The sequence below is a fragment of the Rhizobium sp. CB3090 genome (genome assembly GCF_029714285.1).
GTDB lineage: Bacteria > Pseudomonadota > Alphaproteobacteria > Rhizobiales > Rhizobiaceae > Rhizobium.
This window is the reverse complement of the sequence record NZ_CP121662.1, coordinates 1,651,604-1,671,719: the sequence shown is the minus strand read 5'-3', so window position 1 is coordinate 1,671,719 and position 20,116 is coordinate 1,651,604. Positions and strand designations below refer to the sequence as shown.

Here is a 20,116-nt window from a genome sequence, read left to right as displayed (position 1 = left end):
ATCCCAACTATGGGAAAGCGATCCAGACTATTTGCCAGTGCAGCATTTCCGCTGCTGTCCTTAACACTGGCATTTGAGCCCGCCGCCGCCACAGCGCTGCGCGAACAGGCTATCGCACCGTTGAGCAATGATGCCGCCAGATCGGCCGCCATGAACGACAATGCGACTTTCGAAGTTGCTCAGGAGCAGCCAGCTCCGGACGGGCAATCCGAAGAGGAGCTGAAAAAGCGCAAGAAGCCAGGCGGTGCAGAGCAGGGCGAGCCGCAGGGCAAGAAGCACGAGGCTGCACCAGCGCAGCAGGGGGGAGCCGAGCCGCAGCGCAAGATGAAGGAAGCCCAACCGGAAGGACAGCCTGAACAGCCGAAACCGGGTAAACAGCAACAGGAAACACAGCAGCCCAAGGCACTCCAGCCCCAGGCGACACCGGAAACCCAGCAGGCTCAGCCGGAGCAAAAGAAGCACAAGCAGAATGCGGAGCAACAGCCAGCGGCGCAGCCGGAGGCAACGCCGCAGACGAAGGCCGTTCAGCAGCAGGCTGCCCCCGAAAGCCAACCCCAGGCCCAGCCCGAACTGAAGAAGCATCAGAAGTCGCAGGGGCAAGCGGCTGAACCGGCGCAGCAGCCTGCAGAACAACAGGCCGCCCCCGCCCAGAAACAGGCGCCCGCTGCACAGCAATCTCAGAGCGAACAGGCTCAGCCGGAGACTCAAGGTCAGCCAGGACTAAAGAAGCATCAGAAGAAGCAGGGTCAAACGGCTGAACCGGCACAGCAGCCGGCCGAACAGCAGGCAGCGCCCACCACGAAACAAGCTCCTTCCACCGAGCAGCAGGCAACGCCGGCACCGAAACAGGCGCCTTCCACTGAGCAGGCGCAGCCGAAGACTCAGGTTCAGCCTGGTACTCAGGTCGAGCCCGGCACGCAGCAGGGTCAGAAACCGAGCCGCAAGCTGCCGCTGAATGAGCAGCAGACCGGGCAACAGCCGGCAACGACGCCCGAACAGCAGCCGGCTCAGAAGAGCCAGCAACTGCAGGCTCAGCCGCAGAACCAGGCGGCCCCGCAGACCGGCAAACAACTGCAGCCGAATGTCGAAACCGGGGCTCCCGCCCAGGGCAATGCCGTACAGGCGCCTGCGAATGGTGCCGTTCAGGAGGGTGCCCAGACAGCGGCTCCCGCTCCCGCGCCGGTCTCGCCGCAGGAACTCGAGCGCCGAAAGAAGATCGCCGAAAATCCCGCTGCCAGCAACGAAACCGTTATTCTGCCGGTGCAGAACGGTGCTGCAGTGCTCGATAGCGATAAGGACGCGGCACGGCGAGGCCTTCGTCAGGGCGGCCAAGCTACCGGCGGCCAGGCGGGTCAGGTCCAGACACAAGGTCAGGTCCAGACCCAGCAAGGGCAGAATGCCGCAGTGCAGCCGGCCTATAGCAAGCCGCCAACCTCCGATGCGGAAGCGCAACGCGCGCTCGGCGGACAGCAGCAACAGCCTGTGAAGATCGAAGCCATAACCAGCGAACAGGGCCGACGGCTCGACCGCAGGCCGGATTTCGCAGCGCCGGAAGGCATCGCTGTCCAGCCGAACGGCAATCAGGACAATCGCGTTATCTTGAACATCGATAACAACTTCGTTGTCCGTCACGATGACAGCGAGCGCTTCGTTCGGGATGGCGAACGCCCGATCTATGAACAGCTTCCGCGCGACCGTTACCGCGAAACGATCGACCGGCCGGATGGCGATCGCATCATCACCGTGCGCAATCGCTATGGCGACGTCATTCAGCGCTCGCGTATCGACGCGCGTGGTCGCGAATACGTGCTGTTCTATTCGCCGGAGCTGGAGGATCAGCCGGACCGTGACGATTACTTCCGCGATCCCGGCGACGAATTGCCGCCGATGCGCCTGCGCATTCCGCTGAACCAGTATATCATCGACACTGGTACAGAGCGTGAGGCGGACTATTACGACTTCCTGCGCGAACCGCCGGTCGAGCCGGTCGAGCGGGTCTATTCGCTGAACGAAGTGCGTTACTCCGCCCGCATCCGCGATAAGGTGCGCCGTATCGACCTCGATACGATCACTTTCGCGACGGGCAGCGCGGAAATCCCGATGTCGCAGGCAAGTTCGTTGCGCGGCGTTGCCGACGCCATGAGCAAGATCGTCAAGAAGGACCCGACCGAGACCTTCCTGATCGAAGGGCATACGGATGCCGTCGGTTCTGCGCAAAGCAACCTCGTTCTTTCAGACCAGCGCGCCGAATCCGTCGCCAACGTCCTCACCGACGTCTACGGCATTCCGCCGGAAAACCTGGTGACCCAGGGTTACGGCGAGCAATATCTGAAGGTGAATACGCAGGGGCCCGAGCAGGAAAACCGCCGCGTCACCATCCGCCGTGTTACGGCGCTGGTGCGCCCGGTCGCTTCGAACCAGTAAGCTCTTCCTGTCTCAAACGCGTGAGGCCGTCGGGAAACCGGCGGCCTTTTCATTGTGCCGGTTTGCCGAGGCCAACCGTCGCGGCGATGAAATCGGCAATCGCCTGGGTATCGTCCAGATTGAAGACAGTCAGTATGCCGGCATCCTCCACCGCATGGTCGGCGGCAATGGCGACGATATGCGGATCCTGCGGCGCTAAGGGCGCGCGGTTGGCGGCCTCCAGGCGACGGGCCTCGATTTTCGGGATCGGCTCGCGCTTGTAGCCCTCGATCAGGACGAGGTCGCAAGGGGCGAGCCGCGTCAGGATTTCCTCGAAGCTTGGTTCCGGCTCGCCGCGCAGTTCGTGCATGATCGCATAGCGCGTGCCGGAGACGATGGTGACTTCATGCGCTCCGGCTTCGCGATGGCGAAAACTGTCGGCGCCCACTTTGTCGATATCGAAGTCATGGTGAGCATGTTTGATAGTCGAAATCTTATAGCCGCGGCGGGTGAACTCGGTGACAAGCCGTACCGCAAGGCCGGTCTTGCCGGAATTCTTCCAGCCGGCGATGCCGAAGATTTTGGGTCGTTTCGTTGTCATAGCGTCTGCTCCAATGCCGCGAGCCATGTTTCTGCGGCGATCAGGTCTTCGGGCGTGTTGACGTTGAAGAAGGGATCGAGGGGACCGATCGGTGTTTGGATCACGGCAAAGTCGACCGTTTGCGTGATATGGCGCGCAAGAAAATCCCTGACCCGCCGCTTGTCGTCTCCAACAATCCAGGTCTCTAGGTCATCGGCGATCGAGACGGGCCAAAGGCCAAACACCGGATGATCGCGATCCAGCGATGCGGCTATGGCGATTTCGTCTCGGCCTTCGATGGCTTGAGCCAGCCGCGCGATCAGATCGCTCGGAAAGAAGGGGCTGTCGATCGGCACCGTAGCGATATGGGATGCGTGCGGGTGCTTTTTCGCCGCATCGCGCATGGCGGCAAGTACGCCGGCAAGCGGGCCGAGCTTACCGGGGAGGGTGTCGGGAACCAGCCGAAGCTCCGCCGTATACGGCCAATCAGCATCGGCATTCAGCGCAATCGGCATTCTTTGCTGTTGCCCGATACGAGCCGCTATACGCGCCAGAAGATTTTCTCCGCCGAGGAGGGCAAGCGCCTTATTCGCGCCCATGCGGCTGGAACGGCCGCCGGCAAGCAGATAGGGCGGGATCTCGGCGGGATTAGTGATGAAGCCGGGCATGCTGGGCGACCTTAGGCGGGCACACGGGGCTCGGATTCCTGGGCGACACGCTCGACCGCTTGCCGTTTGCTCTCCCGGTAGAATGTATAGAGACCGGAGGCGATGACAATGGCGGAGCCGATCATGGTCCAGGCATCCGGCGTCTCACCGAAGAACAGCAAGCCGAGCAACGCGGACCAGATGAGGCTTAGGTAGCGGAACGGTGCGACGAAGGAGATCTCGCCCGTGCGCATCGCCTGGATCACCGATTGATAGCCGACGAGTACCAGGATCGATGCGAGCAGGATGTGCGAGAATGGGGTGAAGCTGATCGGCTGCCAGCCGCCGAGCGGGCCGATCGACAGGGCGCCGAAGATGGAGATCGAGATCGCGGTAACGACCGTCACCATCAGCGACGGCACATCCTTACTGACGCAACGCGTCGCCAGGTCGCGAGCGGCGGTGGCGAACATGCTGGCGACGACGAGCAGGGCGGCCGTCGTGAAGCCATCGGGGCCGGGGCGAATGATGATGAGCACGCCGACAAAGCCGACGGTGATCGCCGTCCAGCGCCGCCAGCCGACCGGCTCTTTCAGGAACAGGGCCGCGCCGAGGGTGACGGCGAGCGGCAAGGCCTGCAGGATGGCAGAGGCATTGGCGATCGGCATCATGCCGAGCGCGGTGATGTAGGTCGCCGCCGCGATCGCTTCGCAGACGACCCGCAAGGCGATCATCGGCTGCAGAATGACTTTCCAGGATCGCAAGGCGCCCATATGCCAGGCGAGCAGATAGACGAAGACACTCGTAAAAAGCCCCCGGAGAAACATGATCTCGCCGGCATTCATCACCACGATGACTGATTTGGACAATGCATCACTGCAGGAAAAGCCGGCCATTGCTGCGGCCATGTAGAGCGCACCCTGCGTATTCTTCGTCCGCGGCATAAAAGCGATTCCCTAGATATATCAGCTCGCTCTACTGCGGTTTGCCGCGAATGGGAATCGTTCACGGTGTAGCCGCCGATCAAATTCGGTGGTGCGTTGCAATGAAAATGTGAGCTGACGGCGCCCACGGTCGGACCGAATTTGCAAAAATGGGACAGAATTGCTGATTTTTCGCAGATGGTACAATCTTTTACGTCCGCGATTAATCCTTATTCAATCTAATTTCCGGACGCTCGGCTCAGTTTTGCATGAGGCAGAAGCATCTATTGCAGCGCAGCAGGGAATGACGGTCCCACCTTCGCCGCATACCAACCAATTTCATTGGGGCGTGGCATGTTCTTCATTGATCGTCTTCTGCAAAGCCGCCGAATCGTGACCAAGGTTCTTATCTTCGTCATACCGTTGGTGGTGCTGATCGCCGGCATCGGCCTGGTCGGCTATCACACGGCCAACATCCTCAACGGCCATATGACCGTAACGCGGGCGACGATCGAAAACATCAGCGATTTCGAGAATTTGCAGGCCGCCCTGCAGGAGTTCACCACCTCGCCGACCGATGAGACGCGCAAGGCGCTGACGGACAAGATCGATGCACAGGCGGCAGGTGTGCAGCGTCTGAGCGGCCTGCTCAGCAATGATCAACGCGCCAAGCTCTCCGCCGTCAGCGCCCTGGCCGACGAGATGCGAAATCAGACGACCGCCCTCTGGAATATCAAGCAGAAACAGGACAGCGATGTTGATGCAATCCAGAAGGCGGTATTGGGTATCGAAGCTCTCGGCAAGGCTGCCGGAAAGCAGATCGACATCATCCGCAAGGAATTTGGCGACAAGGAAACCTTCGCCAAGGAACTGCTTTACGATGCCGCGGCCTTCAAGGGCCTTTCGGATAAGATGAGCAAGCTGCGCATCCAGGCGCAGATGGCGGCCGATTCCAATGAGGAAATCTCGGATGCCCGTACCTATACCGATGCGATCCTCAAGCAGGTCGCCACGTCGAAAGAGCTGGTCTCCAAGCGTGGCGCCGGGTTGGTCGACAGCGCGGCCGACGCTGCCAACAAGCTCGACGCTGTCCTGAAGAGCAGCGACACCGCCGACCAGAAGGTCGAGGCCATGGGACCGATCCTGCAGAGCTTCGTGAAGATCGAAGGCGACATGACCTTGCAATCGGCCAAGAACAGCGACACGGCTGCCGACCGCTTCGTCAGCCTCGACAAGATCATCGATAGCCAGAAAGAGCTGTTGGATCACGTCGATCAGGCACTTGTCATGATCGATCACCTGACGCTGCATGCCGCACGGATGGAGAATGTGCGGGACGCCGCCTCGCGGGACGCCGTTATCGCTGATTTGAAGGATCTGCAGGATGTCGGCGCAAAGATCTCAGCGCTCGGCAAGACCAATGCGACCATGCGCGATTTCTCTGCCCATGCTCAGCCTCTGATCGACAGCGTCACCAAGGGTTCGGCGGATCTGCTGCAGACGGCGTCCGACTGGAAAAAGACGCGGATCGATTCCAATGGCTTGCTGGCGGACGCGATGACGTCGCTGCGCAGCTTCGTTGCCCAGGCGCAGGAGATCGGCAAGGAAGACAGCGAGCGCTCCGCCAACGTCTCCGTCATCGCCATGATCCTCGGCACGCTGCTTGCTATCGTCGGCGGTCTGATGCTGGTCGAGACGCTGCGTGGACCGCTGAAGCGGGTGACCGAAATCATGACGCGGCTTGCAAGCGGCGATCTGGAAGTGGCGATCGACGGCCGCAATCGCGGCGACGAGATTGGTGATATGGTGCGTTCCGTCACCGTCTTCCGTGATGCTGCCCTGGAAAATGTCCGGCTGGAGCGGGAAGCCGAGCGCGCGCGCGCCTTGTCGGCCGAAGAGAACGCACGCCGCGCCGCGGATCGCGCCCGCATCGAGGCCGAACAGAAGCACGCGCTGAACGCGCTGGCCGATGTTCTCGCCAAGCTCGCGGATGGCAATCTTGAAGAGGGCATGCGCGAAGACCTTTCCGCCGACTTCGTCGAAATGGCCTTCACCTACAATCATGCCGTCGAAGCCCTGCGTGAAACTCTGACGGATGTCCGTTACACGGCCGAGGAGATCAAGGGTGGTACCGGCAATCTCGCCACATCCGCCGACGATCTCGCTCGCCGCACCGAGCAGCAGGCAGCAGCTCTCGAGGAGAGTTCGCGGGCACTCCAGCGCCTGAGCGAGGTCGTGCGCTCCACCGCCGACCGGGCGAAGCAGACGGCAGTCTCGGTCAACGAGACCCAGGCCTACGCCACCCAATCCGGCGAAGTCGTCGCCAAGGCCGTCGGCGCCATGAGTGAGATCAACCGCTCTTCCGAGAAGATCGCGACGATCATCGGCGTCATCGACGAGATCGCCTTCCAGACCAATCTATTGGCACTGAATGCCGGTGTCGAAGCGGCTCGCGCCGGAGAGGCCGGTCGCGGTTTTGCCGTTGTCGCCCAGGAGGTGCGTGAACTGGCGCAGCGTTGCGCAAATGCGGCGAAAGAAATCAAGGGCCTGATTTCGGCAAGTTCTTCGCAGGTGCAGAACGGCGTTTATCTGGTCGAGCAGACAGGGGCTGCGCTGAGCGAAATCATCGGGCACGTGACCGGTGTCCAGAAGCTCGTGGCCGACATTTCCGCCGCAACGGCCGAGCAGTCGACCGGCATCGAAGAAGTGACGCGGGCAGTCGGCGAGGTCGAGCTGATCACGCAAAGAAATGCGGCGATGGTGGAAGAAAACAACGCCGAGATACATGGCCTGCGCCAACGCGTCGACATGCTCTCCGACAAGATCGACCGTTTCCGCACGGGCGATGGTGAAGGGACGTATGAAGGCTATGATAACGGCATGAACCGGCATCGCGCCGCCTGAAGTCATATGTGAGACAATAGCGATAAACAACTGAAGCGCCGGGTATTTTTATCCGGCGTTTTATTTTTATAGCGACGGAAATCAGCCGCCCGTTACGCTCATATGGCGGGCGACAGCCGGCTTGTTATGGGTGCGGTCGATAATGAAATCGTGACCCTTCGGCTTGCGGGTAATCGCTTCGTCGATGGCGGCGTAGATAAGCGTATCGTCTTCGGTGGCGCGCAGCGCCGTGCGCAGGTCGGCGGCATCGTTCTGGCCGAGGCACATATAAAGTGTACCGGTGCAAGTCAGGCGGACACGATTGCAGCTCTCGCAGAAATTATGGGTCAGCGGCGTGATGAAGCCGAGGCGGCCACCGGTTTCGGCAACTTCGACATAACGGGCCGGACCGCCGGTCTTGTAGGGGATATCGGTCAGCGTGAATTGTTGTTCGAGATCGGCGCGCAATTTGGAAAGCGGCAAGTACCGATCCGTTCGGTCCTCCTCGATCTCGCCCATCGGCATTGTCTCGATGACGGTCAGGTCCATGCCGCGGCCATGGGCGAAGCGCAGCAGCTCGGGTATCTCCGCCTCATTGAAATCCTTGAGCGCCACGGCATTCAGCTTGATCTTCAGGCCGGCCTTCTGTGCAGCATCGATACCCTCCATCACCTTGGCGAAATCGCCCCAGCGGGTGATGGCGTGGAATTTGTCGGGGTCGAGCGTGTCGAGAGAGACGTTGATGCGACGTACGCCGCAATCATAGAGTTCCTCGGCATAGCGGGAGAGCTGCGAACCGTTGGTGGTCAGCGTGAGCTCTTCGAGTTCGCCGTTTCGAACGTGTTTACCGAGTTCGCGCACCAGAAACATGATGTTCTTGCGAACCAGCGGCTCGCCGCCGGTCAGCCGAATATTACGGACGCCCTTGGCAATGAAGGCGGAACAGAGTCGGTTCAGTTCTTCCAGCGTCAGCAGATCCTTTTTCGGCAGGAAGGTCATGTGTTCCGCCATGCAATAGGTGCAGCGGAAATCGCAGCGGTCGGTCACGGAGACGCGCAGATAGGTGACCGCACGCCCGAATGGGTCGATCATCGGCGATGCATCCGCCACCAACGGCGACCCGTTGCCTATCGTACCGACAATGCTGTTCACGAAAACCTCCGTTGTCATGTTAATGTGTGCATAGGCGATTGTTGCGTCAAGGGAAATGCATTTTCGAATGCACTTGCGCGTCAGCGGCTGGCGGCCTACTTCTCCGGGGACGCATTGAAACGCATGGGAAAATCGATGAGTGACGTCTGGCCAACCGAATTGAGAGTGTCGAAGGACCGCCATCATCTGGTGGTGAGCTTCAATGACGGCGCGAGCTTCGATCTTTCGGCGGAGATGTTGCGCGTGCTGTCGCCATCGGCCGAGGTGCAGGGACATGGGCCGGGGCAAAAGATCACCGTGCCGGGCAAACGCAATGTCGGCATCATGTCCATGACGCCGACCGGCAACTACGCCGTCCGTATCGGTTTTGACGACATGCACGATAGCGGCATTTTTACCTGGGCCTATCTTCGCGAACTCGGTGAGAAGGGTTCCGAACTTTTCGCTGCCTATGAGGCTGAACTGAAGGAAAAGGGCTTGAGCCGCGATGTGGCGGGTAGGCCGCACTAGCACAATCAGTAGCAAGGGGGCCGGCATGTCAGGTGGGGATCCGGGAAGCTGGTTGCGGACCAAAGGCAGTAAAAGCGAAAACAAGGTCTCTTTCGTCGAGCTGTTTTTCGACCTGGTCTTCGTCTTCTCGATCTCGCAGCTTTCGCACGCGCTCGGTGGTCATTTCACGCCCCTTGGCGTTCTCGAAGCCGGCATGCTGATCTTTGCCGTCTGGTGGGTATGGATCTTCACCGCCTGGGTGACAAACTGGCTCGATCCCGACCGCATGCCGGTGCGCATCATGCTTTTCGTGCTGATGTTCGCCGGGCTGGTTCTCTCGGCATCCATTCCGGATGCCTTTGCTCAGAAGGCCATTTTCTTCGCAGGCGCCTATGTGTTCATGCAGGTCGGCCGTTCGCTGTTTACCGTCTATGCCCTCAAGGACGTCAGCCCGGCGAACCATCGCAATTTCGTCCGCATCACCTGCTGGCTGATACTATCGGGTATCTTCTGGATTTCCGGCGCCGTGACGGAGGGCGAGACGCGGGTGGCGCTGTGGTTCGCAGCCCTCGCGATCGAATATGCAGCGCCCGCCTTCGGTTTCGCCGTGCCTGGCCTTGGTAGATCGACCGCGGCGGATTGGGATGTTTCCGGCGCGCATCTTGCCGAACGCTGCGCGCTCTTCATTATCATCTGCCTCGGCGAGGCGATCCTGCAGGCGGGTAAGACCTTTGCAGAAGAGCCGCTTTCGCCGCTGATCGTTGCGGTATTCGTCACCGTCTTCGTCAGCACGGTCTCCATGTGGTGGATCTATTTCCGGTTCGGCCATGAACGCGCCACCCAGCGCATCGAGCGGGACGAGACGCCCGGCAGCCTGGCGCGACAGGCTTTTACCTATGCGCATATCCCAATTCTGGCCGGCATCATTCTGAGCGTTGTCGGCCATGAATTCTTATTCTCCCATCCCCGTGATCCCGCCGACATGCATGCGGGAGCGGCGATCCTCAGCGGCCCGGCGGTGTTCCTCATCGGCAATCTCTGGTTCAAAGGAGCGACGACCGGGCGGCCGCCGCTGTCCCACTTCGTCGGCCTTGCGGGATTGGCGCTATTGGTTCTCGCGATCCCCCAGATCGATGTCTACCAGCTTGGGATACTTGCCGCCGCCGTGCTTATCGTCGTGGCAATATGGGAGTTCGCCTCGCTGAACCGCGCAGTGCCGCTGGGCCGCCGACCAAGCAATCACTGACCGCCGACTGTTTCTAGCGGCTCGCGCTCGTCCTGTAGCAAGAGGCTGACGATGCGTTCCATGTGCGCCGTCATGATTTCGCATTCGTCGAGCGGTGCGTCCGAGAGCGTGCGGTCGATGAGGTCGGTCTGGATGGCCATCGCTTCCTCTGTCACGCGCCGGCCTTCGCCCGTCAGATAAAGCCGCAACACGCGCTTGTCATGTTTGTCGCCACGGCGTTCGATCAGGCCGCGTTTTTCCATTTGCGGCAGCAGCATGCTCATGTTGGAGCGGCCAACCAGCAGCTTGCGGGCCAATTCCTGCTGCGAAATGCCTTCGAAGCGGAAGAGATTGACGAGAATGTCGAGATGCGGCGGCTTGATATCGAGATGGGCGAGCGCCCGGCCGAGCGACTGCTGCATGAGCTGGCAGGCACGGGCAACGGCGATCCAGCTCCGAAAACGCGGATGGTCCCAGGGTAGGGATTGATTTTTGTTCATCGTTGTACTTTATTGTTCATGATTGAACATTATTGGATTCTCACTATGCCATCATTTGCGCTCAAGGTCACCCGGCTGGGATTGACCAGCCTTGGCAGGATCTCGCCGCGACTTGCCGGTAAGGCTGCCTTCAAGCTTTTCTGTCTGACGCCGTCGCGCCGACCGCAGGGCGCCAAGGCAGAGGTCGCGCACGCACAGGGCAGGGCACGTCTGAATTCCGCCGAGCAGATCATGCTTTCCTTTCGAGGCGGACGGGCGATGGCCTATCGTTTAAATGGCGGTGCCAAGGGCCGGCGCAAGCGTTTTCTTGTTGTCCACGGCTGGGGATCGAGCAGCGAGTATATGTCGGAACTCGCCGTCTTTCTGGCGAATACCGGTGCCGAAGTGATCTCGCTCGATCTGCCTGGCCATGGCCGCTCGCCGGGGCGCTTCCTCAATGTGCGCCTTGCCGTCTCAGCGATCGCTGCGGCGGCGGAGCGGTTTGGCGCCTTCGATGCCACGATCGGCCATTCCTTCGGCGGCGCGTCCATCGCACTCGCCGCAGCCGGCTTTCTGCCGGGCGTCGCCCAGGTGCTGCCGGGCCGCCTGGTGCTGATCGGTGCACCGAGCGCCATGGGCTGGCTGTTCACGGATTTCGGCGGGATGATGAAGCTTGATGCGGCGACACAGGCAGCACTTGAGGCGGAAGTCGGTCACGTCACTGGCAGACCGCTCGGGGACTATGACGCCGGACGCAGCGTTCACGATCTCGGCAGGCCGGTACTGGTGATCCACGCCGAAGACGACAAGGAAGTCAGCGCCGATCACGCCCGCGCCTATGCCACCGCCGGCGATCATGTTCGCCTTCTCTGGGCGAACGGCTTCGGCCATCGCCGTATCGTCAGCGCAGCTCCCGTGCTGGCGGCGATCGGCGAATTCCTGGCGGAGGCGCCAGAGTCCGGAAAAGAAAATACATTCGAAACCGACAACGAAACGGTTATATCCTTTCTTCGGACGTCGGGCCGGCGCGTGTCATAGCAGCGTCACGCCTTGCGTCTAACCCGCCGGTATCCGGATCAAAAAGACGCGAGGCAACATGCGGATCATCACTTCCGTTGAAGAATTGAATGAGCTTTATGGCGGCACGAGCGAAGCATCGATCGCCAAGGTGACGAATGCTTTGACGCCGCTTTATCGCCGGATGATCGAGGCATCGCCCTTCATGGCTCTGGCGACGGTTGGCCCGGAAGGATTGGATTGCTCACCGCGCGGTGACTTGGGCGGTGTCGTGCGCGTGCAGGACGACAAGACGCTTCTGCTTCCCGACTGGCGCGGCAACAATCGTGTCGATTCGCTCGCCAACATTGTCAGGGATCCCCGCATCGCGCTGATGTTCCTGATTCCCGGCTCCAACACCACGATGCGCCTCAACGGTCGTGCGGTGGTCTCCATCGAGGAAAGCTTGCTCGCGAGCTTCGAGATGGAGGGCAAGCATCCGCGCAGCGTGGTAGTGATCACCATCGACGAGGTCTATTTCCAATGCGCGCGGGCCGTGATGCGTGCCGAACTCTGGAAGACGGAGACATTTGTCGATCCCGCGAGCCTGCCAACGCCCGGCATGTTGCTGAAGGCGGCAAAGGGGGATTTCGATCAGGAGACCTATGACCGCGAATGGCCGGCAAGAGCCGCCAAAAGCATGTGGTAACGAAAATCCGCCGGCGCCACTTCGAGAAGCGGCGCCGGCGGATCGGCTTTAATTCTGATCAGATTCTAATTCTTGTAGATAAGCCAGCTTTTGTTGAAGTCTTTCTGCATGCCTTCCTGGTAGATATAGCTGCAGTTGCGGCCGGCATTCTTGGCGCCATAAAGCGCAATGTCGCTCTTGCTGTAGAGGTCACCGGGGTCTGTAGCTTCCGAGGCCATGCAGACGCCGAGCGAGAGGGTGATCGGCCCGTAATTCACTCCAGTCCGCGAATTCTTGAACGGCGTTGCCTCAAGTGCACGGCGGATACGCTCGCAGACCGCCATGACCTCTTCCGACGTATGGCCTTCCAGGATCAGCGCGAATTCCTCGCCGCCGGTGCGGGCGACGAAGGCGTCGCGACGGACATTGGCGCGGATGAGCGAGGCGACGGTCGCGAGGATCTTGTCGCCGACCGGATGGCCATATGTGTCGTTGATCTTCTTGAAATAGTCGATATCGGCCAGCACCAGCGCCGTTACGGGCCGCGCCATCTTGTTGTCGAAAACAGTGGCCAGGCGATCGTCGAAGGCGCGGCGATTGGAGAGCCGCGTCAGAGAATCAGTGTTGGCGATACGCTTGTATTCGTCCAGTTCCTTGCGCACATCGTTCATTTCCTGGCTGCGCTGGGCGACATTCTCGACAGTTTTTTCACCGTGCGCCATGGTGTCGCCGGTCGCTTCCGCCAGTATGTCGATGGCACTGCGCAGCAGGTCGACGCTGTTGTTGTTCTTGGACGTGATGCGTTCGCAGGTTTCGCCGAGCAGTCGATTATAGCTTTCAAGCGAAGTCTGCTCTTGCCGCAGCGTGCGCAATACGCCATCGAGCTCCGTGATCAGGCGGGCATGGGCGTCATCCAAGATCCGGCCGGCATGGTGGGCGAAATGCTGGACGCCGAGTGCGTCCAATTCTTCCTGGGTGGCGTTGCTGCCGAGTGCGGCAAGCTCACGGGTCAAGGCGGGATTGGAACCAATATAGGCTTCATAGAAAAGTTCGTAGTTGCGCGGGATCGGTGCGACCCCCATGGATCGCATGGCGTAGGTAATCTGTCCTGCCACGTCGGGAACTTGCGCTTTAGGCGCAACCACCGTACTCATCGGCGAACTCCATTAGATGATTTCATGAAAGCACTGTTTTTACTTAGCCTAAGATTCTTTGAAAAAGATTAAGGCAATCAATATGAAATCTTATATAAATTCGAGTAGGGACTAAATTTATTACAAAGTAGAAATACTTACAAAAAAGGCGCCAAAACGGCGCCCTCCTTTGTCCGACCAGTGACAAAACTCAGCCGAGATTGAGTTCCTGGAAGAAATCATTGCCTTTGTCATCGATAACGATGAAGGCCGGGAAGTCTTCGACTTCGATTTTCCAGACTGCTTCCATGCCGAGTTCGGGATATTCCAATACCTCGACTTTCCTGATGCAGTCCTGAGCGAGGCGGGCAGCCGGACCGCCGATCGAGCCGAGATAAAAACCGCCATGCGCCTTGCAGGCCTCGCGCACCGCGCGCGAGCGGTTGCCCTTGGCGAGCATCACCATGGAGCCGCCGAAGGACTGGAACTGGTCGACATAGCTGTCCATACGTCCGGCCGTCGTCGGGCCGAAGGAACCGGAGGCGTAGCCGGCCGGCGTCTTGGCAGGACCGGCATAGTAAACCGGATGGTTCTTGAGGTAATCCGGCATGCCCTGACCCTTTTCCAGGCGTTCGCGGATCTTTGCGTGCGCCAGGTCGCGGGCGACGATGATGGTGCCGGTCAGCGACAGCCGGGTCTTGACCGGATGCCGCGACAGTTCCGCCAGGATTTCGGTCATCGGCCGGTTGAGATCGATGCGGACCATCGATTCGGAAAGCTTGGCCTCGTCGATTTCGGGCATGTATTTCGACGGATCGGTTTCAAGCTGTTCGATGAAGATGCCATCACGGGTGATCTTGCCCTTGGCCTGGCGATCGGCGGAACAGGAGACGCCGAGGCCTATCGGCAGCGAGGCACCGTGGCGGGGCAGGCGGATAACGCGGACGTCATGGCAGAAATATTTGCCGCCGAACTGCGCGCCGACGCCGAGGCTCTGCGTGAGCTTATGGATTTCCTTTTCCATTTCGATATCCCGGAAGGCATGTCCGCTTTCGGAACCTTCCGTGGGAAGACAGTCGAGATAGCGCGTGGAGGCGAGCTTGACCGTCTTGAGGTTCATCTCGGCCGACGTGCCGCCGATGACGATTGCCAGGTGGTAGGGAGGGCAGGCGGCCGTGCCGAGCGTCAGGATCTTTTCCTTGAGGAAATCCAGCATGCGGTCGTGCGTAAGCAACGACGGCGTGCCCTGATAGAGGAAGGTTTTGTTGGCCGAGCCACCACCCTTGGCGACGAAAAGGAATTCGTAGGCGTCGGTGCCTTCCTCATAGATGTCGATCTGGGCCGGAAGGTTGTTCTTGGTATTCTTTTCCTCGAACATCTTGATGGGCGCGAGCTGCGAATAGCGCAGGTTCTTCTTTTCGTAGGCGTCGAGCACGCCCTTTGCCAGAGCCGCGCTGTCGCCTCCTTCGGTCCAGACGCGACGGCCTTTCTTGCCCATGATGATCGCGGTGCCGGTGTCCTGGCACATGGGCAGCACGCCGCCGGCGGCGATATTGGCGTTTTTCAGCAGATCATAGGCGACGAAGCGGTCGTTATCGGTAGCTTCGGGGTCTTCCAGGATCGAGGCTAGCTGCTTCAGGTGACCGGGGCGCAGCAGGTGGTTGATATCCGCAAAAGCCGTCTCGGCGAGCAGGCGAATGCCTTCCGGGTCCACGGTCAGGATTTCCTGGCCCTTGAAGGTGTCGACGGAAACGTAATCGCCGGAAATCTTACGATAGGGAGTGGCGTCGTCGCCGAGGGGAAAGAGATCATCAGCCATGCGGGGACCTTTCAATGCCGTGATGTGGCGGAAGAGACGTTCGCGAACGGTCTAAATCCGGCAAGGTTCAAATGCAATCGGCTGGATGCCGCGACGACGTTTCAAAGCAAGACCGTGTCGATGGCGGATGTGCCTGACGATCACCGAGCGAGGAACTCATCTCGGCCCGATCATCGTCTCCGGCCGGACGATCGCGTCATAATCTTCCGCAGAAACCAGTCCGCTCGCCAAAGCTTCCTCCTTCAACGTCGTACCGTTCTTATGGGCCTTCTTGGCGATCTTGGCGGCATTGTCGTAGCCGATCTTCGGGGCGAGTGCCGTCACGAGCATCAGTGAGCGCTCCAGGCCGGCCTTGATATTGTCCTCACGTGCCTCGATGCCGACCACGCAATTGTCGGTGAAAGAAACGGCGGCGTCGCCGAGCAGTTGGACCGACTGCAGGAAGTTGTAGGCCATCATCGGATTGTAGACATTCAGCTCGAAATGACCCTGGCTGTCGGCGAAGGTCAGCGCAGCATTGTTTCCGAAGATGTGAATGCAGACCTGCGTCAGGGCTTCGCACTGCGTTGGATTGACCTTGCCCGGCATGATCGACGAGCCGGGCTCGTTTTCCGGCAATGCCAGCTCCCCGAGCCCAGCACGCGGACCGGAGCCGAGCAGGCGGATATCATTGGCGATCTTGAAGAGAGCCGCAGCAGCGGCATTGATGGCCCCATGGCTGAAGACCATCGAATCATGGGCGGCCAGCGCCTCGAATTTGTTCGGCGCGGTAACGAAGGGCAGGCCGGTGATCTCTGCGATCTCGTCCGCCACCTTCTCGGCAAACCCGATCGGCGCGTTGAGGCCGGTTCCAACGGCCGTTCCGCCCTGCGCGAGTTCGCAAAGACCGGGCAGCGTCAGCTCGATCCGCTTGATCGAAGACGCAACCTGCGCGGCATAGCCGGAAAACTCCTGGCCAAGCGTCAGCGGCGTGGCATCCTGCGTGTGGGTGCGGCCGATCTTGATGATATGGGCGAAATCGGCGACTTTCTTTTCCAGCGCCGCATGCAAATGTCTGAGGCTGGGCAGCAGATGGTGGACGATCTGCTCGGCGCAGGCGATATGCATGGCCGTCGGATAGGTGTCGTTCGACGACTGGCTCATGTTCACGTGGTCGTTCGGATGCACCGGCTTCTTGGAGCCCATGACGCCGCCCAGCATTTCGATCGCGCGGTTCGAGATCACCTCATTGGCATTCATGTTCGACTGCGTGCCAGAGCCGGTCTGCCAGACAGCCAGCGGGAAGTGTCCGTTGAGCTTGCCGTCGATGACTTCCTGCGCCGCCTCCACGATCACTTTGCCGAGAGCAGGATCCAGCTGGCCAAGCTCCACATTGGCGCGTGCGGCGGCCTGCTTGACGATGCCGAGGGCACGTACGATCGACAGCGGCTGCTTCTCCCAGCCGATCTTGAAATTGCCGAGTGACCGTTGTGCTTGCGCGCCCCAATAGCGGTCGCTTGCCACTTCGATCGGGCCAAAAGTATCGGTTTCGGTGCGGGTGGAGGTCATTGTCCCTGGTCCTGCTTTTCTGTTGAAAAGGATAGCTGTCATATAGGTCCGAACAGTGCCCAGGAAAACAGTGGAGTGCTATTTTATGAGTGTTGCGATCATGTTTTGACACGATAAGGAGGGCCGTGTTCTTTTTAACACGCTCGCTAGATATTCTTGGCGGCATCTGAATTGCCACTCAAAAACCGCGCAAAAATTCAATAAAAAATTAACTAATAATTTCATAATTTTGTGTGAGCTAAACCGCGAAGGATGCTTTCGCTTTTTCACACAAAGTTGAGGCATTGAACGAAAGACGGGGTCTGGCCGTTTTCATTCTAATGGTTAAACGGTGTTTGGAACATCGCGGCCGAGTTGATTGGAAAACAGCGTCATCTGTCTCGAGCTACCGCATGATATGGGGTCTGATTAGAGAATGAAACTTGTCACCAAAGCCGCAGCATCCGTTCTGGCTCTTTCCTGCTGCATCGCAGCCGCCGGTGCGTCATCCGCCAATGCCATGACTCTCATGGACTTCATTCGCGGAGGGCAGGGGCGTCAGCAGAGCACGCAAATCTCCGCCCCGGTTACCGCCAATCCGGCGCAGGCCGGTCTTGGCGTCGATGCGCCAGCGCAGGCAAAAGAGCCGCTGCCCAGTGTCAGTGCGCCCAAATATTATACCTACAAGCCTGAGGCCATGCGCCTGGTGGCATCCAACCGTTTTGCCGATCCGGTGGTGACCGGTGCGGTTGCCGATGCGTCTTCGACGCCGGTTGCGGTCGACACCAGCGCTTCCCAGCGTCGCTATCTGACCGAAGCTCGCGTCATGGCAACGAATGATGTGGCCAAGGCGCTCGAAGCTTACTACGCCGACCAGAGCAAGCCGCTCGTTTGGGTTGCCGACAATGGCATCAATGACAAGGCGAAGGCTGCCATGGCCGTTCTGGCCGATGCCGGTGCCGTTGGCCTCGATCCAGCCGACTATGCCGTCCAGGCGCCGAGCTTCGATCCGGCAAGCGTCGATCCGACAATGCGGGACCGCGCGTTGATGCAATTCGAGCTTGCACTTTCCGGCAAGGTGCTGATGTTCGTGCAGGATACGATCCGCGGCCGTCTCGACCCGAACAAGATTTCCGGCTATCACGATTTCAAGCGTAAGGACGTCAATCTGATGCCGGTTCTTGGCCTGCTCCGAGCAAGCCCGGATGTCGCCGCCTATCTCAACAGCCGCAGCCCTTCGAACCAGGAGTTCGGGGAGTTGAAGGCTGAGCTTGCCAAGCTTCGCGCCGAAAGCGGCAACGACAGCGCGCACATTTCCATCTCGTTGAACGGCACCCTGAAGCCCGGCGGCAGCTCGCCGGAAATGGCCAATATCGTCAAGGCTATCCAGCATCGCGGCTCGGATGCGCTGAAGGTCAAGAACGCCGTGACTCTCGCTGCCTACAAGGGCACGCCGGACTATACGCCGGAGCTCGTCTCGCTGGTCGAAGACTTCCAGAAGGAAAAAGGCCTGACGCCCGACGGCGTCATCGGCCAATCTTCTGTTCGCGCTATGGTCGGCGAAAACAACGACACGAAGATCCAGAAGCTGGTCATCGCCATGGAGCAGTTGCGCTGGCTGCCGAGTGAACTCGGTCCGCGCTACGTCTTCATCAATCAGCCGGCCTTCATGGTCTACTACCACAACAATAATCACGAACAATTGTCGATGCGTGTCGTCGTTGGCGGCAAGCAACATCAGACCTTCTTCTTCGAGGATCAGATCCAGACCGTTGAGTTCAATCCGTTCTGGGGCGTTCCGCAGTCGATCATTATCAACGAAATGCTGCCGAAACTGCGCGCCGATCCGAACTATCTCGATCGCATGGGATACCAGGTCGAAGTCGGTGGCCATGCCGTCGCTTCCTCCAGCGTCGACTGGTACGGTTCAACGAAGAGCGTTTCCGTCCGCCAGCCGCCGAGCAGCGACAATGCACTGGGCGAGCTGAAGATCCTTTTCCCGAACTCGCATGCGATCTACATGCATGACACGCCGCAAAAGAGCTTTTTCAAGAAGGACATGCGCGCGCTCAGCCACGGCTGCGTCCGCCTCGCAGATCCGCGCGCGATGGCCGCTGCCGTTCTGAACACGACGGTCGATGATGTCGCCAAGCAGATCGCCACCGGCCAGAACAAGGCGGTGCCCGTGCCGCAGAAGTTGCCGATCTACATCGCTTACTTCACCGCCTGGCCGAACAAGGACGGCGTCGTGCAGTATTTCAACGATGTCTACGATCGCGATGCGGCAACGCAGAAGGCGCTCGATGCGACCACCAAGGCGCGCACTGCACAGATTTGATTATCGTGAGATCAAGAATGACAAAAGGCGGTCCGTTGGGCCGCCTTTTGTCATTCGAGCGCCTGGATTCGCAATCTTTCCGCAGCTCTACGCAGTCAGCAATCCGCGAACGAAGTCGGGCGTCAATTCGTCGTAATGCGCGATAACCCGGCTCGGCCCCAATGTTTCGACGCCAACATCGGAATAGCCGAAGGGCACGGCGATCGAGGGTACGCCGGCATTGTGGGCGACCAAAATGTCGTTGGCGCTGTCGCCGACCATGACAGTGCGGGAAAGTATTCCGCCGGCGCGCTCGATGGTGCCGATCAGATGCTGCGCATCCGGCTTGCGGACGGTGAAGGTATCGCCGCCGGTGACGACATCGAAATAATGCATCAGGTTCAGCCGTTCGATCAACGTCACCGCCAGTTTTTCCAGCTTGTTGGTGCAGACCGCCAGACGGAAGCCCGCGGCCTTCAGCGCATCCATGGCGTTGACGATGCCGGGAAACGGCGTGCTATCGCCGGGCATGGTGTCGGTGTAAAAAGCGATGAAGCGTTGCAGCAGCGGCGGTAGATCGCCGGATTCGAGCGGATGACCGCGCAGGCGGCAGGCTCGTTCGATCATCGCTTGTGCGCCATGCCCGACGAGATGCGTCAGGTTTTCGTAGCCGACGGGAGCAAGATCGAGGCTGGCGATCGTATGGTTGAGGCTCGCGATGAGATCGGGCGCGGTGTCGACCAATGTGCCGTCGAGATCGAATACGACAAGGGGAGATTTCACGAGGAATCGGCCTTTGGGTAAGAAGAAGCAGGTCTTTTCGAGTTAAAAGATCGGGCTGGCAATTGCAACCAA

Annotated in this window: 16 protein-coding genes; 7 read left to right on the top strand and 9 right to left on the bottom strand. The window is 59.8% G+C overall.

Features of this window, described 5'->3' with window-relative positions; genetic code table 11:
• The first annotated feature begins 9 nt into the window (after positions 1-9).
• On the top strand, positions 10-2,424 hold the full coding sequence (locus QA646_RS08085; protein WP_283058543.1) for an OmpA family protein: 2,415 nt from the start codon (positions 10-12) through the stop codon (positions 2,422-2,424).
• A 49-nt stretch (positions 2,425-2,473) separates the two neighbouring features.
• Here QA646_RS08085 and mobB read toward each other — a convergent pair whose 3' ends face one another.
• The 3 genes from mobB to QA646_RS08070 are packed head-to-tail and all read right to left on the bottom strand — an operon-like array spanning position 2,474 to position 4,574.
• Positions 2,474-3,004 (bottom strand): molybdopterin-guanine dinucleotide biosynthesis protein B, encoded by a 531-nt coding sequence (gene mobB, locus QA646_RS08080; RefSeq protein ID WP_283058541.1) that lies wholly within the window; start codon positions 3,002-3,004, stop codon positions 2,474-2,476.
• The gene (gene mobA, locus QA646_RS08075; protein ID WP_283058540.1) at positions 3,001-3,651 is read right to left on the bottom strand and encodes a molybdenum cofactor guanylyltransferase MobA; all 651 of its coding nucleotides are present in this window, start codon (positions 3,649-3,651) and stop codon (positions 3,001-3,003) included. The genes mobB and mobA overlap by 4 nt, the downstream gene beginning before the upstream one ends.
• An 11-nt stretch (positions 3,652-3,662) precedes the next feature.
• The gene (locus QA646_RS08070) at positions 3,663-4,574 is read right to left on the bottom strand and encodes a DMT family transporter (protein WP_283058539.1); all 912 of its coding nucleotides are present in this window, start codon (positions 4,572-4,574) and stop codon (positions 3,663-3,665) included.
• 333 nt (positions 4,575-4,907) lie between these two features.
• On the opposite strand from QA646_RS08070, the gene QA646_RS08065 reads away from it, so the two are divergent.
• Positions 4,908-7,457, top strand: coding sequence for a methyl-accepting chemotaxis protein (locus QA646_RS08065; RefSeq protein WP_283058538.1), 2,550 nt, complete (start codon positions 4,908-4,910; stop codon positions 7,455-7,457).
• 81 nt (positions 7,458-7,538) lie between these two features.
• Here QA646_RS08065 and moaA read toward each other — a convergent pair whose 3' ends face one another.
• Positions 7,539-8,588: a GTP 3',8-cyclase MoaA gene (gene moaA, locus QA646_RS08060; RefSeq protein ID WP_283058537.1), complete on the bottom strand. Its 1,050-nt coding sequence runs from the start codon at positions 8,586-8,588 to the stop codon at positions 7,539-7,541.
• Positions 8,589-8,723: 135 nt separating this feature from the next.
• Between moaA and QA646_RS08055 the strand changes: the two genes are divergently transcribed.
• Both QA646_RS08055 and QA646_RS08050 read left to right on the top strand, forming a co-directional pair.
• On the top strand, positions 8,724-9,098 hold the full coding sequence (locus QA646_RS08055) for a DUF971 domain-containing protein (RefSeq protein ID WP_283058535.1): 375 nt from the start codon (positions 8,724-8,726) through the stop codon (positions 9,096-9,098).
• A gap of 25 nt (positions 9,099-9,123) precedes the next feature.
• A complete protein-coding gene (locus QA646_RS08050) occupies positions 9,124-10,323 on the top strand; it encodes a low temperature requirement protein A (protein ID WP_283058533.1) in 1,200 nt (399 codons plus the stop codon).
• Here the strand turns inward: QA646_RS08050 and QA646_RS08045 are convergent.
• Complete coding sequence (locus tag QA646_RS08045; protein ID WP_283058532.1) at positions 10,317-10,802, bottom strand: MarR family winged helix-turn-helix transcriptional regulator; 486 nt, start codon at positions 10,800-10,802, stop codon at positions 10,317-10,319. The genes QA646_RS08050 and QA646_RS08045 overlap by 7 nt on opposite strands.
• A gap of 45 nt (positions 10,803-10,847) precedes the next feature.
• Between QA646_RS08045 and QA646_RS08040 the strand changes: the two genes are divergently transcribed.
• Positions 10,848-11,819, top strand: coding sequence for an alpha/beta fold hydrolase (locus tag QA646_RS08040; protein WP_283058531.1), 972 nt, complete (start codon positions 10,848-10,850; stop codon positions 11,817-11,819).
• Positions 11,820-11,877: 58 nt separating this feature from the next.
• Complete coding sequence (locus QA646_RS08035) at positions 11,878-12,486, top strand: pyridoxamine 5'-phosphate oxidase family protein (RefSeq protein ID WP_283058529.1); 609 nt, start codon at positions 11,878-11,880, stop codon at positions 12,484-12,486.
• Positions 12,487-12,551: 65 nt separating this feature from the next.
• Here the strand turns inward: QA646_RS08035 and QA646_RS08030 are convergent, their stop codons facing one another.
• The 3 genes from QA646_RS08030 to fumC all read right to left on the bottom strand — a co-directional run bounded on the left by QA646_RS08030 (position 12,552) and on the right by fumC (position 16,965).
• Entirely contained in the window at positions 12,552-13,619 is a 1,068-nt protein-coding gene (locus tag QA646_RS08030) for a GGDEF domain-containing protein (RefSeq protein WP_283058527.1), read from the bottom strand.
• 190 nt (positions 13,620-13,809) lie between these two features.
• On the bottom strand, positions 13,810-15,417 hold the full coding sequence (locus QA646_RS08025; RefSeq protein ID WP_283058526.1) for a fumarate hydratase: 1,608 nt from the start codon (positions 15,415-15,417) through the stop codon (positions 13,810-13,812).
• A gap of 156 nt (positions 15,418-15,573) precedes the next feature.
• Positions 15,574-16,965 carry a class II fumarate hydratase gene (fumC, locus tag QA646_RS08020; protein WP_283058525.1) on the bottom strand — a complete coding sequence of 464 codons (1,392 nt, stop codon included), beginning with the start codon at positions 16,963-16,965 and terminating at the stop codon, positions 15,574-15,576.
• A gap of 415 nt (positions 16,966-17,380) precedes the next feature.
• Here fumC and QA646_RS08015 point away from each other — a divergent pair, with 415 nt between their 5' ends.
• Positions 17,381-19,282 carry a L,D-transpeptidase family protein gene (locus tag QA646_RS08015; RefSeq protein ID WP_283058524.1) on the top strand — a complete coding sequence of 634 codons (1,902 nt, stop codon included), beginning with the start codon at positions 17,381-17,383 and terminating at the stop codon, positions 19,280-19,282.
• Between the two features lie 87 nt (positions 19,283-19,369).
• Here QA646_RS08015 and QA646_RS08010 read toward each other — a convergent pair whose 3' ends face one another.
• Positions 19,370-20,044, bottom strand: coding sequence for an HAD family hydrolase (locus QA646_RS08010; RefSeq protein ID WP_283058522.1), 675 nt, complete (start codon positions 20,042-20,044; stop codon positions 19,370-19,372).
• Between the last annotated feature and the right edge of the window lie 72 nt (positions 20,045-20,116).

What these genes read in the sequence shown, in the direction of transcription:
- QA646_RS08065 (WP_283058538.1), top strand. Translation starts at nt 4,908, where the DNA reads ATGTTCTTCATTGATCGTCTTCTGCAAAGCCGCCGAATCGTGACCAAG.
- QA646_RS08030 (WP_283058527.1), bottom strand. Translation starts at nt 13,619, where the DNA reads ATGAGTACGGTGGTTGCGCCTAAAGCGCAAGTTCCCGACGTGGCAGGA.
- QA646_RS08015 (WP_283058524.1), top strand. Translation starts at nt 17,381, where the DNA reads ATGAAACTTGTCACCAAAGCCGCAGCATCCGTTCTGGCTCTTTCCTGC.
- QA646_RS08035 (WP_283058529.1), top strand. Translation starts at nt 11,878, where the DNA reads ATGCGGATCATCACTTCCGTTGAAGAATTGAATGAGCTTTATGGCGGC.
- QA646_RS08070 (WP_283058539.1), bottom strand. Translation starts at nt 4,574, where the DNA reads ATGCCGCGGACGAAGAATACGCAGGGTGCGCTCTACATGGCCGCAGCA.
- QA646_RS08055 (WP_283058535.1), top strand. Translation starts at nt 8,724, where the DNA reads ATGAGTGACGTCTGGCCAACCGAATTGAGAGTGTCGAAGGACCGCCAT.
- fumC (WP_283058525.1), bottom strand. Translation starts at nt 16,965, where the DNA reads ATGACCTCCACCCGCACCGAAACCGATACTTTTGGCCCGATCGAAGTG.
- mobB (WP_283058541.1), bottom strand. Translation starts at nt 3,004, where the DNA reads ATGACAACGAAACGACCCAAAATCTTCGGCATCGCCGGCTGGAAGAAT.
- mobA (WP_283058540.1), bottom strand. Translation starts at nt 3,651, where the DNA reads ATGCCCGGCTTCATCACTAATCCCGCCGAGATCCCGCCCTATCTGCTT.
- QA646_RS08050 (WP_283058533.1), top strand. Translation starts at nt 9,124, where the DNA reads ATGTCAGGTGGGGATCCGGGAAGCTGGTTGCGGACCAAAGGCAGTAAA.
- QA646_RS08040 (WP_283058531.1), top strand. Translation starts at nt 10,848, where the DNA reads ATGCCATCATTTGCGCTCAAGGTCACCCGGCTGGGATTGACCAGCCTT.
- QA646_RS08045 (WP_283058532.1), bottom strand. Translation starts at nt 10,802, where the DNA reads ATGAACAAAAATCAATCCCTACCCTGGGACCATCCGCGTTTTCGGAGC.
- QA646_RS08025 (WP_283058526.1), bottom strand. Translation starts at nt 15,417, where the DNA reads ATGGCTGATGATCTCTTTCCCCTCGGCGACGACGCCACTCCCTATCGT.
- QA646_RS08085 (WP_283058543.1), top strand. Translation starts at nt 10, where the DNA reads ATGGGAAAGCGATCCAGACTATTTGCCAGTGCAGCATTTCCGCTGCTG.